Origin of the sequence: Fulvimarina manganoxydans (assembly GCF_900176465.1) — a bacterium.
Taxonomy (GTDB): Bacteria; Pseudomonadota; Alphaproteobacteria; order Rhizobiales; family Rhizobiaceae; genus Fulvimarina; species Fulvimarina manganoxydans.
This window is the reverse complement of record NZ_FWXR01000006.1, coordinates 53,202-67,696: the sequence shown is the minus strand read 5'-3', so window position 1 is coordinate 67,696 and position 14,495 is coordinate 53,202. Positions and strand designations below refer to the sequence as shown.

The 14,495-nt window shown below is 60.8% G+C and carries 11 protein-coding genes; 9 read left to right on the top strand and 2 right to left on the bottom strand.

Annotated features, from left to right (window positions below):
* Positions 1-26: 26 nt before the first annotated feature.
* Both B9A15_RS09060 and B9A15_RS09055 read right to left on the bottom strand, forming a co-directional pair.
* Positions 27-2,381 (bottom strand): DUF4214 domain-containing protein, encoded by a 2,355-nt coding sequence (locus tag B9A15_RS09060; protein WP_170923219.1) that lies wholly within the window; start codon positions 2,379-2,381, stop codon positions 27-29.
* A 992-nt stretch (positions 2,382-3,373) separates the two neighbouring features.
* Positions 3,374-5,029, bottom strand: a complete 1,656-nt coding sequence (locus B9A15_RS09055; protein WP_244556873.1) for a putative Ig domain-containing protein — start codon at positions 5,027-5,029, stop codon at positions 3,374-3,376.
* Here B9A15_RS09055 and B9A15_RS22910 point away from each other — a divergent pair.
* From B9A15_RS22910 to B9A15_RS09010, 9 genes are all read left to right on the top strand, one after another.
* Positions 4,937-5,323 (top strand): hypothetical protein, encoded by a 387-nt coding sequence (locus B9A15_RS22910; RefSeq protein WP_170923217.1) that lies wholly within the window; start codon positions 4,937-4,939, stop codon positions 5,321-5,323. The two genes, B9A15_RS09055 and B9A15_RS22910, sit on opposite strands and share 93 nt — an antisense overlap.
* 740 nt (positions 5,324-6,063) lie before the next feature.
* Positions 6,064-7,176, top strand: a complete 1,113-nt coding sequence (locus tag B9A15_RS09045; RefSeq protein WP_084409730.1) for a BMP family ABC transporter substrate-binding protein — start codon at positions 6,064-6,066, stop codon at positions 7,174-7,176.
* An 11-nt stretch (positions 7,177-7,187) separates the two neighbouring features.
* Positions 7,188-8,312, top strand: a complete 1,125-nt coding sequence (locus B9A15_RS09040) for an ABC transporter permease (protein WP_084409729.1) — start codon at positions 7,188-7,190, stop codon at positions 8,310-8,312.
* Positions 8,309-9,232, top strand: a complete 924-nt coding sequence (locus B9A15_RS09035; protein ID WP_084409728.1) for an ABC transporter permease — start codon at positions 8,309-8,311, stop codon at positions 9,230-9,232. Before B9A15_RS09040 ends, B9A15_RS09035 begins: the two co-directional genes overlap by 4 nt.
* Positions 9,233-9,245: 13 nt before the next feature.
* Complete coding sequence (locus B9A15_RS09030) at positions 9,246-10,262, top strand: formamidase (protein WP_084409727.1); 1,017 nt, start codon at positions 9,246-9,248, stop codon at positions 10,260-10,262.
* A 106-nt stretch (positions 10,263-10,368) separates the two neighbouring features.
* The gene (biuH, locus tag B9A15_RS09025; protein ID WP_139798295.1) at positions 10,369-11,094 is read left to right on the top strand and encodes a biuret amidohydrolase; all 726 of its coding nucleotides are present in this window, start codon (positions 10,369-10,371) and stop codon (positions 11,092-11,094) included.
* Positions 11,091-12,200, top strand: a complete 1,110-nt coding sequence (atzD, locus tag B9A15_RS09020) for a cyanuric acid amidohydrolase (RefSeq protein ID WP_084409726.1) — start codon at positions 11,091-11,093, stop codon at positions 12,198-12,200. The genes biuH and atzD overlap by 4 nt, the downstream gene beginning before the upstream one ends.
* Positions 12,197-13,786: an ABC transporter ATP-binding protein gene (locus B9A15_RS09015; protein ID WP_084409725.1), complete on the top strand. Its 1,590-nt coding sequence runs from the start codon at positions 12,197-12,199 to the stop codon at positions 13,784-13,786. The genes atzD and B9A15_RS09015 overlap by 4 nt, the downstream gene beginning before the upstream one ends.
* Positions 13,786-14,493, top strand: a complete 708-nt coding sequence (locus B9A15_RS09010) for a cysteine hydrolase family protein (RefSeq protein WP_084409724.1) — start codon at positions 13,786-13,788, stop codon at positions 14,491-14,493. The genes B9A15_RS09015 and B9A15_RS09010 overlap by 1 nt, the downstream gene beginning before the upstream one ends.
* The last annotated feature ends 2 nt before the right edge of the window (positions 14,494-14,495 follow it).

Here is a 14,495-nt window from a genome sequence, read left to right as displayed (position 1 = left end):
CGGGTTACTCCATTTGCTCAGGATGCTTATGGGAGGATATCGCCCCAGTTGATGTCACTGCTATGGAGAACCTCAATATTCGAGACCTCGCCATTCAGACTTGAATCATTATCGAAGCTGGAATCCCCGATCCGTTCTTGTGTCCGAGCGACAGGCGTATATGTGAATTCATAACCATAGGCGACAATGCCATCGCTATTGTCATATTCGCCATTTCCATTCTTATCTTCGTAAAGAAACAGCTTTCCCAGATTTCTTTCGCTGTTGGTGATATGGAAGCCAGCAATCCAGTGTTGAGCAACGTCCTCCTTAATTACGTCTGTCAACTCAACATAGTTTTTCGAATACCCATCTTTATTGATGGTCATCCCGGAGATCGCGCCATTCGAATTCTCAACGCTCTGACTGCTGGAATTTCCGCTCGCCGGATTTATGAACTCAAAGCGCAAACTATCGCTATTGCCGACCTGCCCGAGCCAGATGCCGTTTTGGCCGTTGGCCCCTTCGGAGAAGTCGAACAGACGCTGCCAATCTCCTGAAGCCAGATCGTTATAGGTGCCGGTGATCTTGACGACGAATTCCGGCGAACTCGTCGGATTGATGTCGATATCCTTGACATTGACGGTGACATTTTCCGTCAAGACGGGGCTGCTATTGTTCTCACCCGTGGGCGTCGCCTTGATCGTGAGATCGTAGCTGCTCTGAGATTCGTGATCGAGGCTCTTGTCGGCCTTCAGCTTGAGGACACCGCCCTTGATTTCGAAGAGGGCATTGAGAGCATCGGTTTCGGTCTCGTCAGAGCCTTCGATGGCGTAGCTGTACTCGACCTCGCCCGACGCCTTCAGCGTCCCGACGATGGTGCCTGTGGTACCAGCTTCGGTTCCTTTCAATTCCTCGATGACCGTTCCGGTATTGTCCGGCGCCTTATCGTCTCCGAAGTAAAGGTCGAGCTGCGTGACGTCGAGCTTGAAAGTCTGAGCATCCGAGGTCGCGCCGTCATCATCCTTGACCGCCACTTGGAAGGACGCCCCATTCCCTTCCGAGCCGTCCTGGACGAAGCTGACCTTACCGCCATCGAGCTCAGCATAGGTGAAGGAACTGGTCTTCACGAGCGTGTTCTCGCCCTCGACGATGCGCTCGACGAAGACGGAGCCGTGCTCGGCATTGCTGACCGTGAACGAGATCGCTGAAGCGGCATCGTCCCGATCGGTGTAAGCAATATCATCATCATCGGTCGTCAGCCGATAGCTGCCTGCCTCGCCAACCACATGGGCCGATGAGCCCAAGGTCAACTCCGGCTTGTCGTTATCCCCATTGACCGTCACCCTATAGGTCTGCGTGGCGCTTGCACTGCCGTCGCTGACCGATACGGTGAAGTCATCCGTCTGCGTGCCGGAGGTCAGAGCCTCGATCTTCGGGTCGTCCGGGACGAAGAGATAGGCCCCTGTCGAGCTCGACACATAGAGCGTGCCGTAAGAGCCGGCCTTCGACACATCATAGATCACCTCGCCGGGCTTATAGCTTCCGCCGGTGGTGCCGCCGGTGATGCCATAGGTCAGCGTCGTGTTGGCATCCGAATCGGCACCCTGCAGTTTGCCGGACGCGTTATCAAAACTATCGTCGGAAGCCGTGTCCGTGTAGGTCGTGCCTGTCACCGCCTGAAGTGTCGGGGCGTTATTGACAGGACCGCCGCCACCACCCCCGCCGCCGCCGCCAGCGCCGCCGCCGCCAGCATCACCATCGGTGACGTCACCATCTCCGCCATCGTCAACGACCGGATCGTCTCCGCTTTGATCGTTCGGCAAGAGGGAGTCGCGATTGTCGGCCAATTGAACGATTCCGTCATCGGTCAGGTCGGCATAATAAGCGACGATATTGGCCCCGATGAGGTCCTGTGCCTCTTGGGAGCCGAGGAAAGAAGCGACGAAATCCGGGATCGTCAGCTTGTCGTTCTCCAGCACATTCAGCCAGAACGCAAAACCCTCGGCATCCGGCACGCGGCCGAGCAGGTTTTCATAGAACAGGTTGACCAGCTCCTCATTCGAGACCGTGTCGCCGAGCTCCGGGAACCGATCCTGGACCTCTTGGGTCTCGGCGAATGTGCGAATGAGGTCGGTAAAGCTGTGCGTGCCGGTCTCGATAGCCTCGGACCAGAAGGAAAGGCCGCTGGGCTCCGGCGTGCGCAAAAGAATGCCCTGATAGAGACCGATGATCGGCAGAATGACGGTCTGGATTTCGATCGCCTCGGGCGTGGCCGCGAGCTGGGCCTGGAGCGCGCTTTCGCCCCCTTCCGAGAGGACCGACAGGCCGCTCGCGATCTCCGCCTCGGAGGGCTCACGGATCAGCAGCCGCTGATAGAGAGCAATGACGACGTTTTCCATGACAAACAAGCCTAACGAGTTGTTAAGATCGTGCTTGTTTTGCATTCGACCCGCAAGGAGTCAATCTTCTATTTAAGGAATCGTTAATCGACGCAATTTATGCTTTAGATTGGAAGTCTATATTATCAATTTAACTTCTATATCCGCGCATATGTTTAAGTAAATTATTTTTCGGTCGATGAAGCAGAAAAGCGTAAATTCCCTGTCCGCCCCACAATAGAACACCATGATCATTGCTGAATAAGCGGAATAAGGGCTTAAAAGCCCCGCAAAAGTATCATATCTCTTTTTTAAATGGTTATTCTACACGCGCTTTCCGCTTTGAGATACCGCACCCGAGCTGCCATCGCTAAGATGAATGCGACCCGACCGCAACCCGCGAGCTCAAAGTAATTCTGACTGCCCATCAGTCATTATGAGTATTTTTTGCCCATGAAGCGCAGAGGGAATCATCTTCTGTAAATATTGATGATGTTTGGCCCATGAAGGATTTTTCGTCTCCCGTGAGACGGCAATCGCGCTTCCGATGGATCGAATTTCGAGCCTCAATCCCCGGGACAATTCCGGTGTGGGGAAGTCTTCGGATGGGCGGCGAAGGCTGCAGAGACAAGTCGCGGAGGCCGCAAGCAGGAGCGCAGTCGGCCGCACGTCCTCCGAGTCAGGCTCGCCGCAAGACGGGTCGCACCCTGCGATGACTTGCCAGCTCCGGTCCATTCTCGTTCGGCGACGGGCTCAAACGCCCCTCCAGGTCTCCGCTCCTAGCTCGGTCGCCGTCCCGCAGCCGCGCTTGACGCCACGCGCCATGATGGGCGCGGACGGGACCTTCTCCCCAAAGGACTGCGCCCAGGCCGGGCGCACCGAATAAAAAGACGGCTCCGATCGCAGACCGAAGCCGTCTTTATCACAAGTCGCCCATTACCCACTCCGGGTCATCAGGCCTCTGCTTCCCTATCCGCCAGCATCCACAGATCGTGGGATGCCGGACGACTTCATCAGAAGCCATAATAGTGATGGAAAGCACTACCCAGGTCGTAACCCGCGCCAAAGACTTCCATATGGGACACTTCGCCGATCAGAGGCTTATCCTGGTCGTAGCTGGACTCACCGACCTTCTCGCTCCCTCGAACAACAGGGTCATAATGGAAGGTGTTGCTCAAAGCCAGTTGGCCATCCTTCGAAGCGTCATACTTACCGTCATTATCCTTATCTTCGAAGACGAAAAGTTGACCTTCTGTAACCGTCTTGGTTTCGAAACTGTAAGTTTTAGGATTCAAGGAGTAAATTACGGTCTCTCTGGTGGTCTGGAAACCGGCAATCCAGTTTTGCTCTTGCCCTTCGTGGATTGCATAATGAAGCGTGGCCGACGGATGCCAGACAGATGTCTGACCATAACCAAACCCCGTCGTTGCAGGGCCGGTAAACTCGATCTTCAAATCGCCGGTCTTCCCGTCCTGCCCAAGCCAGATGCTGTTGTCTCCATTAGCGCCCTTGGAAAAATCGAACAGGCGCTGGTAGCTCGCGCCATCCAGATCGTTGAATTTGCCGGTGACTTTGACGACGAAATCCGGCGAAGTTGTCGTCGGATTGATGTCGATGTCCTTGACATTGACGGTGATATTTTCGGTCAGGACATGGCTGCTGTCGGCCTTATCCGTTGCCTTGATCGTGAGCTCGTAGCGATCTTGAGTTTCGTAATCGAGGCTCTCGCCTGCCTTCACCTTCAGGACGCCGTTCTCGATATCGAACTTGTCGGAGCCTTCGATCTCGTAGCTGTAGGACCCGTCATCCGAAGCCTTCATCGTCCCGACGATGGTGCCTGTGGTACCATCTTTGGTTCCTTTCAATTCCTCGATGACCGTTCCGGTGTTGTTCGAAGTCTGGGTGTCTCCAAAATAGAGGTCGAGCTGTGTGACGTCGAGCTTGAAGGTCTCAGGATCCGAGGTCGCGTCGTCATCATCCTTGACCGCCACTTTGAAGGACGCCTCATCCCCTTCCGTGCCGTCCTGGACGAAGCTGACTTTGCCGGCATCGAGATCAGCATAGGTGAAGCTCTGGACCGACTCTCCGTCGATTGTCACAGCGCCATGCAAAATTTCGCTCACCATGAATGTGATCGCCGAATCCGCATCGTCCGGATCGCAATAGCCGAGATCTTCCGTCGTCAGGGTATAGCTGCCCGCCTCGCCGACGCGTGCGGACAAGTCTCCCGTCAGGACCGGTGCGTCATTGACCCCAATAAGATGAAGATCGAATGTCTGCGTCGCATCGCTCTCGCCCTCGACACCTGAGGACGCCGTAACGATGACCGAGACATTCTTGGTCTCCTGATCCTGAGGCAGTTCGCCGGAGATAATTCCGGTCTCCGGATCGATCGACAGGCCCTCGGGAAGATTTTCGGCGCTGTAGGTCAACTTGTCGCCGTCGGCATCTGCAAAATAGCCGGAGACGTCGAGGGAGAAAGGCTCGTCCTCCTTCGCAGTCTGCTCTTCGATCGTGCCTTCGGCCGTCGGAGAGTTGCGGCCGCCGCCGAGATAATCGGTAATGAGCGACTCGATATGGTCGATCAGTTCCTCGACTTTGTCTTTGATGGCGCCGGCATCGTCCGACGGATCATAGGCAGACTTGCTCAGATCGATGATGTCCGACACGAAGGCTTCGATCTTCACCTGGCTGCTCGGAACGATGGTCGACCAGGACGAGTGGTCACCGACATCCGGCGCAGACATCTGCGGCAAGCTGCCCTGAAAGAGGTCGACCACAGGGACAGTGATGGCCTGAAGCTGAACAGCCTGAGGCAGAGCCGCGAGCTGCGCGTGGAGAGCGTCCTGCCCCCCTTTCAGAAGCGCCGATATGCCGTCTGCGATCTCGGTCTCGGATGGCTGGCGATGCATCAGACGCTGATAGAGAGCAATGACAAGGTTTTCCATGACGAAGAAGCCTAACCAGTTGTTAAGGTCGAGCTTGTCTTACACTCTACGGGGAAGGAGTCAATATTCTATTTAACAATCCGTTAATTCATAAACTTTTTTATTTAAGTCTGAGGATTTATATTATCACTATACAGTACATTACTGACGGACCTGCCTCGCGCGGCATGCACTGCTCAGCGCGAAGCGGCAGGCATATACCGCCCTTTGGGAAACGCGAAAAGCACATATGGGACGTTAGCAAAGTCCGCCGACAGCCGGAATACACCCGATGAGGTAACGCAATTAAGACGCTGAAGGGCAGTTATACAATTTGACCATTCCCCTATCCGTCTCCCATCTGCGCCGATGCGCCGTCACCCTTGCCGTCGATGATCACCTGCGCATGGCCTCGATAATCTGAAGTTATTATAAACTCATCTAAGTATATCTTGCCTGCGAATGATGCCCATCGATCGATGAGCTTCCACAGGCTTAAGGGGATCGTTCGGGCGCCCCTATCACCGGACGGCCCGCCGAATTCGTCCATCGGCAGGCAAGTCTTTCCGGTCCCATCCGACTTCACCCAGCCCCATTGCGAATGATGCACGAGACGGCAGCCTCTTAGCGCAACTTGGGCAGATCGCTTATTTTTTGATCATTTTACGCAGACCGGATTTTATGTAAGTCTCTGAAAACAATAACTTTCACCTATGGCACGGTGATTGCATGCAATCTCTGTTGAGGCCCGTTGGGTCGGACAATGGAGATGATCGATGACCATGCTGCCCCTTAACCGCCGCCGATTGCTGATCTCGGGTTCGGCGCTTCTCGCCGCCCCGCTTCTCATGCGGGTCTCGCCGGCTGCGGCCGCCTCGCTGACCGCCGGTTTCATCTATGTCGGTCCGCGCGACGATTTCGGCTACAATCAGAGCCATGCGGAAGGAGCTGCGGCGCTCAAGGCGATGGACGGGATCACGGTCCTCGAAGAGGAGAACGTTCCGGAATCCAACGACGTCGTGAAGTCGATGGAATCGATGATCCAGCTCGACGACGCCTCGCTCCTCTTTCCGACCTCCTTCGGCTATTACAATCCCTTCGTGAAGGAGACGGCGGCCGACTACCCGGACGTCCAATTCCGCCATTGCGGCGGGCTCTGGAGCGAGGCCGATCCGAAGAATGCCGGCTCCTATTTCGGCTATATCGGCACCGCGCAATATCTGTCGGGCATCGTCGCCGGCCATCAGACGAAGTCGAAGCGTCTCGGCTTCGTGGCCGCCAAGCCGATCCCCCAGGTCCTGATGAACATCAACGCCTTCACCCTCGGGGCGAAATCGGTCGATCCCGAGATTACCACCCAGGTCATCTTCACCGGCGACTGGGCCCAGCCTGTCAAGGAGGCCGAAGCGACCAACGCCCTGATCGACCAGGGCGCCGACGTTCTCACCTGCCACGTCGACAGCCCGAAGGTCTTCGTCCAGACTGCGGCCGGGCGCGGGGCCTTCGTCTGCGGCTATCATACGAGCCAGGCTCCGCTCGCGCCCGAGCACTATCTCACCGGCGCCGAATGGAACTGGTCGACCGTCTATAAGATGTTCGCAGAAAAGGCGCTGGCGGGGGGAGCCTTGCCGAATTTCGTGCGCGGCGGCCTCGTCGAGGGTTTCGTCAAGACCAGCCCTTATGGCCCGGCCGTTTCCGAGGCAGCGCGCAACCAGACCGACACCGTGAAGGCTGAGGTGATGAAGGGCGGCTTTGCCGTCATCAAGGGGCCGCTCAAGGACAACAAGGGCAACGAGGTGGTCGCGGCCGGCAAGGCCTATCCCGAGACGGCGGTCGAACTGGAGTCGATGGATTATCTCGTCGAGGGCGTCCTCGGATCGACCTCCTAAGGGCCGAAGCCATGAGCGAGACCCAGGCTTTCGTCCGCCCCACCCCGATCGGCGCGGCTCTTTCGAAAGGGGCCGGCGAGTCGGCCCGCCGCCGGCTCGAAGCCGTGCTGATCCCGATCCTTGCGCTTCTGGCGGGCCTTTTCGCCTTCGGCCTGTTCCTCTTGGCGATCGGCAAGTCGCCGGTGGAGTTCTATCAGCTCGTCTATCGCGGCGGGTTCGGAACCTGGTTCTCGCTCCAGAACACGATGCAGCGGGCAGCACCCCTTCTTCTCACCGCGCTCTGCGTCGCCTTGCCCGCCCAGCTCGGCCTGGTCGTCATCGGCGGCGAAGGCGCCTTCGTTCTCGGCGGGCTCGCGGCGGCGGCGATCGGCGCCGCCATGCCGGATGCGCCGGGCCTGATTGGCATGCCCGTCATGGCGCTCGCCGGCCTTTGCGCCGGGGGTGTCTGGATCGGCGCGGTCGGCGCGCTTCGCCATTATCGCGGCGTCAACGAGACGATCGCCTCGCTTCTGATGGCCTATATCGCCATCGCCTTCATGCAGCATGTTGTCGAAGGGCCTCTGCGCGATCCGGCAAGCCTCAACAAGCCCTCCACGACGCCGCTCGCCGATCAGCTGCGCATTGGCGAAATTCCCGGCATGGACGTCCATTGGGGCTTCGTCGTCGGCATTCTGGCCTGCCTCGTCGCCGGCTTCGTCCTGTCGCGCACGACCTTCGGCTTTTCCGCGCGCATCGCCGGTGGCAACGCGCGGGCGGCAGCCGTTCAAGGGCTTCCCGTCGGCCGTCTGATCCTCACCTTCACCTTCGCCGCCGGGGCGGCGGCCGGCCTCGCGGGCATGATCGAGGTCGCGGCGATCCATGGCACGGCGAATGCCTCCCTCATCGCCGGCTATGGCTATACCGGCATTCTCATCGCTTTCCTCGCCCGCCAGAATCCGATCGCCATCATTCCGATGGCGCTCATCATCGGCGGCATCGGGGCTGCCGGTGGACTCGTCCAGCGCCGCATGGACCTGCCCGATGCGACCGTCCTCGTTCTCCAGGGCATTCTCTTCGTGGCGATCCTCGTCTCCGAAACCCTGTCGGGCCGCCTTCTCCCGGCCCTCGGCCTGAAGACCACGGGAGAGGCGAAATGAACGCCGATCTCGGCCTCTGGGCGGTTCCCCTCGCCGTTCTCGGCGGCATGCTCCGGGTCTCGACCCCGTTCCTCTTCGTCAGCCTAGGCGAATGCGTGACGGAGAAGTCGGGCCGCATCAATCTCGGCCTCGAAGGCACCCTCGTCTTCGGCGCCATGGCCGGCTATGGCGGCGCCTATCTCACCGGCTCGCCCTGGCTCGGCGTCCTCGCCGCAGGGTTGTTCGGCGTGCTTTTCGGCCTTCTGCACGGGTTTCTCTGCTCCCTGCCCAAGGTCAACGACATCGCCGTCGGCATCGCGCTGATGCTCCTCGGAACGGGCCTTGCCTTCTTCTTCGGCAAGCCGCTGATCCAGCCGGCCGCGCCCATGCTCCCGGCGATCCCGCTCGGGGCCTGGTCCGACGTGCCGCAGGTGCGAGCCGCGCTGGAGGTGAGCCCGCTCTTCGTCATCGGTCTTCTGATCGCGATCGCGCTTCTCTTCGTCTTCAAGCGCACCAAGATCGGCCTCGTCCTTCGCATGGTCGGCGACAGCGCGGATGCGGCGCGCGCCATGGGCTATCCGATCCTTCCCGTCAGGATCGGCGCCACCGCTTTCGGCGGCTTCATGGCCGGCGTCGCGGGTGCCTATCTCTCGCTCTATTATCCGGGCTCCTGGAACGAGGCGATCTCGTCGGGCCAGGGCCTCATCGCCGTCGCTCTCGTCATCTTCGCAAGGTGGAACCCGCTCGCCTGTTTCGGCGCCGCGCTCCTCTTCGGCGGGGCGGGCGCGCTCGGCCCGGCGCTCCAGTCGGTCGGCGTCACCGAGGGCTACTATCTTTTCTATGCGGCGCCTTACGTGCTGACCCTTCTCATCCTCTTCTTCACCTCCTCGCGCACCAAGGCCCTCGAAGGGGCGCCGCGCGAACTCTCCATCACGAAATAAGGGAGCTTAAGAGATGAACGGTCTCGGCGGACTCAACAAATCCGAAAACGGCGTCGTCATCGGCCTCGTGCAGCTCCAGCTTCCGCTCGTGAAGACGCCGGAAGACCTTGAAGCGCAGACACAGGTGATCGTCGACATGGTCGCCAAGGCGCGACGCAATCTCGGGACGATGGATCTGGTCGTCTTCCCGGAATATGCCCTGCATGGCCTTTCGATGGACATCAATCCGGACATCATGTGCCGGGTCGATGGGCCGGAGGTTGCCGCCTTCCGAAAGGCCTGTGTCGACAACGCCATCTGGGGCTGCTTCTCGATCATGGAGCTCAACCCCGGCGGCATGCCCTACAATACCGGCCTCGTTATCGATGATACCGGGGAGATCGTCCTCAACTATCGCAAGCTCCACCCCTGGGTGCCGGTCGAGCCCTGGGAGCCGGGCGACAAGGGCATTCCGGTCATTGACGGGCCGAAGGGCTCGAAGCTCGCTCTGATCATCTGCCATGACGGCATGTTCCCCGAAATGGCCCGCGAATGCGCCTATAAGGGCGCCGAGATCATGCTGCGGACCGCTGGCTATACAGCGCCGATCCGTGAGAGCTGGCGCTTTACCAATCAGGCGAACGCCTTTCAGAATCTCATGATCACCGCCAATGTCTGCATGTGCGGCACCGACGGCACCTTCGATTCCATGGGCGAAGGCATGATCGTCGATTTCGACGGCACGGTCATCGCCCATGGCACGACGGGCCGGGCGAACGAGATCATCACCGCCGAGGTGCGCCCGGATCTCGTGCGCGAGGCGCGGGCCGGCTGGGGCGTCGAGAACAACATCTACCAGCTCGGCCATCGCGGCTATGTGGCGGTGAAGGGCGGGGCAAAGGACTGCCCCTACAGCTTCATGCACGACATGGTCGCGGGGACCTATCGCCTCCCATGGGAAGAAGAGGTCAAGGTCACCGACGGCACGTCTTGCGGCTTCCCGGCCCCGACGCGCCTTTACGGCGAGCGCTTCAAGGACGCGGCGGAGTGATCACGATGGTGTCCTCGCCCGACGCCGGAAAAGGGATGACGGCTCCCGGCCCTCGTCGATCGCCGCCCCCCGCCCGATGCGCTCTGAACCGAGAAGGAATTCGCTGATGTCCGCAACCCTCGATGAACGCATCGACGCCGCCATGGTCGAGAATGGGCGAACGATCGCGTCCGATCCCTATCCCTGGCCCTTCGACGGCGATCTGAGGCTAGAAAACACGGCCATCGTCGTCATCGACATGCAGGTCGATTTCTGCGCGCCCGGCGGCTACGTCGATTCCATGGGCTACGACATCTCGCTCACCCGTGCCCCGATCGAGCCGATCGCGAAACTCCTCGCATTCGCCCGCGCCCGGGATCTGACCATCATCCACACCCGCGAGGGCCACAAGCCGGACCTCTCGGACTTGCCTGCCAACAAGCGCTGGCGCTCCCAGCGGATCGGCGCAGGCATCGGCGACCAGGGCCCCTGCGGGCGGATTCTCGTGCGCGGCGAGCCGGGCTGGGAGATCATTCCCGAGCTTCAGCCGATCGCCGGCGAGGCGATCATCGACAAGCCGGGAAAGGGATCGTTCCTGGCCACCGATTTCGATCTCGTTCTCCAGACCAAGCGGATCCGCAACATCGTCCTTTGCGGCGTCACCACCGATGTCTGCGTCCACACCACCATGCGCGATGCAAACGATCGCGGCTATGAATGCCTCATCCTGTCGGACTGCACGGCGGCCACCAAGATGGAGAACCACCTCGCCGCCCTCGACATGGTGAAGATGCAGGGCGGCGTCTTCGGTGCGGTCGCGACGAGCACCGCGCTGATGGACGCGCTGGCATGATGCGTCAGGCGCGGGTTCATCGGCTCGCCACGAAGGCTCCGGACGACGTGTCGGCGCTCCGGCAGGCGATCGAGGCCGGGCACATCGATCCGCGTGGGATCGTCGCGATCCTCGGCAAGACCGAGGGCAATGGCTGCGTCAACGATTTTACCCGCGCCTTTGCCGTCAGCGCCCTCAGATCGGCACTCGCCGATCATCTGGAGCCGGAATCCGTCTCCCGCATCGCCTATGTCATGTCGGGCGGAACCGAAGGCGCGCTGTCCCCGCACCTCGTCGTCTTGGAGCGCGGGACGGCTGAGCCGAGTTCCTCACCGGCCCTTGCCATCGGCAGCGCACAGACGGGCGACATCACCCCGGAAGCGATCGGCCGGCTGGACCAGGTCGAGATGGTGGCGGACGGCGTGCGTCGCGCCATGGCCGATGCCGGTATCGCCAACCCGGCCGATATTCACTTCGTCCAGATCAAATGCCCCTTGCTGACCGGCGAGCGCATGGCCGAAGCCGACCGGCGCGGGGCGTCCATCGCAACGCGCGACACGCTGAAATCCATGGGTCTGTCGCGTGGCGCATCGGCGCTCGGCGTCGCTGTGGCGTTGGGCGAATTGTCCATCGAGGACATTCCAGAAGCGGCAATCGGCAACCGGTTCGATCTCTTCTCCGCCCGCGCCAGCACATCGGCGGGTGTCGAACTCCTCAATCATGAGATCGTCGTCCTCGGCATGAGCGCAAATTGGTGCGGGCCCCTGATGATCGATCATGCCGTCATGGCGGACGGGATCGACATCGAGCCGGTCCGAGCGGCCTTGAAGCGCGTCGGCTTTGTTGCCGACGGACAGCTGTCCGAGGCGGAGCGGCCGCGCCTTGCCGCGCTTCTGGCCAAAGCCGAGCCGTCGAGCTCGGGGTCCTTGCGCGGCGCCCGTCACACCATGCTCGACGACAGCGACATCGCGGCGACGCGCCATGCGCGCGCCTTCGTCGGCGGGGTTCTCGCCTCGCTTGTGGGCACGAGCGAAATCTTCGTCTCCGGCGGCGCCGAGCATCAGGGTCCCAATGGCGGCGGTCCGGTCGCGATCATCGCAGAACGCAAGGAAGGAGTTTTCGCATGAGCGCTGTCTCTGTTGCCGAGCGTTTCGACGATGTTGGAGCAAGCGAGGTCTCGCCGTCGCAGGCCCGAGCCGAACGCCCCATCCTCGAAGCCGTCGGGCTGACGAAGCGCTTCGGCGCTTTCACAGCGCTCAATGATGTGACGATCGCCCTCATGGCCGGCGAGTTCCACGCGCTTCTGGGCGAAAACGGCGCGGGAAAGTCGACCTTGGTCAAATCCATGCTCGGCTATTACCACCCCGATGGCGGGGCCGTCGTCCTCGACGATCGGGAAGTGACGATCGCCAATCCGCGCGATGCCCGCCGTCTGGGCATCGGCATGGTCTATCAGCATTTCACTCTCGTCCCGGCCATGACCGTCCTTGAAAATCTCGTCATGTCGCGGGTCGATGTGCCGAGTGTCGTCAATTGGGCGAAAGAGCGAAAGGCCCTTTCGGCCTTTCTGGAAACCATGCCCCTGAAAGTGCCGCTCGACACGCCTGTCGACCGGCTGTCCTCCGGCGAGCGCCAGAAGACGGAAATCCTCAAGCAGCTTTATCTCAAGAGCCGCATCCTCGTCCTCGACGAGCCGACATCGGTTCTGACGCCCGAGGAGGCACGCCAGGTTCTGGGGTTCCTCCGAGCCCGCGCCAGCGAGACGGGCATGGCCGTCCTTCTCATCACCCACAAATTCTCAGAAGTGACGGCCTTTTGCGACCGGGTCACCGTTCTGCGGAAAGGCGCCAAGGTGGGCGAAGGCCTCGTCGCCGATCTTTCCACGAAGGAGATGGCGGCTCTGATGATCGGCGAGCGCGAATTGACGCAAGCGCCGGGCCGGGACGAAAATCCGAAAAGTGCCGAGCCGGTGCTCGCACTGAAGGGGGTGCGATCAGGCGATAGCGGCACGCGCGGCTCGCTCGCCATCGAGGAACTGGTGGTTCATGGCGGCGAGATCGTCGGCATTGCCGGCATTTCGGGCAATGGCCAGACCCGGCTCGTCGAACTCATCTCCGGTCAGGCTCAGAAAACCTCCGGCGAGATCAGGGTGAAGGGCGAGCCCTATGATGCGAGCCGCGCGACGGCCCAGGCGATGAAGGTGCGCTGCCTGCCGGAGGAGCCCCTCCGCAATGCCTGTGTCGGGCGCATGAGCGTCTCCGACAACATCGCCTTCCGAACCTTCGATCGTGACGCCTCGGGATCGAAAATCCGCCTCCTCGACAAGAAGCGCATGCTCCAGCGCGCGCAAGAGCTGATCGAGGTTTATTCGATCAAGACGCAAGGCCCCTCGGCCCCGATCCAGACCCTGTCCGGCGGCAATGTCCAGCGGGCGGTTCTGGCGCGCGAACTTGCCGGCGAGACCGATCTCCTTGTCGCCGCCAATCCCTGTTTCGGCCTCGATTTCGGCGCGGTCGCGGACATAAGGGCCCAGCTGATCGCCGCACGAAACCGGGGAACGGCGGTTCTCCTCGTTTCAGAAGATCTCGACGAGATCGTCGCGCTTTCGGACCGGATCTGCGTGATGTTCGAGGGGCGCATCGTCTTCGAATGCGCGGGCGGTGATGCGGTCGATACCACGCGCATCGGCGCCCATATGGCAGGACATCACTGATGGGACGCGTTCCAGCACGACCCTTCGACCTCGATCTCGATCCCGGACGCACGGCGCTGATCGTCATCGACATGCAACGCGATTTCCTGGAGCCCGGTGGCTTCGGCGAAAGTCTCGGCAACGATGTCACCCATCTTCAGGCGATCGTCCCGGCGACACAGCGGCTCATCGCAGGCTTCCGAAGCGCCGGCTTGCCGGTCATTCACACGCGCGAATGTCATCAGCCGGATCTGTCGGACTGCCCGCCCGCCAAGCGCCTGCGCGGGGCGCCGGGCCTCAGGATCGGCGATGACGGGCCGATGGGTCGCATTCTGATCGCCGGCGAGCCGGGCGCCGAAATCGTGCCGGAGCTGTTTCCGATCGAAGGCGAAATCGTCGTCGATAAGCCGGGCAAGGGCGCCTTCCATGCGACGGACCTTGGCGAGCACCTCGCCCGTCTCGGCATATCCCAACTCGTCTTCGCCGGGGTCACGACGGAAGTCTGCGTTCAGACCACCATGCGCGAGGCGAATGATCGCGGCTTCGAATGCCTAATCGCGGAGGATGCGACCGCGAGCTACTTCCCCGATTTCAAGAAAACCGCGATCGACATGATGACGGCGCAAGGGGCGATCGTCGGCTGGGCTGCGCCGGTCGATGCGATCCTTGAAGGGCTCGGCGGCACGACACTCGAGACCGCGATGCCGCTGACGACCGAGGGAGCCTGACC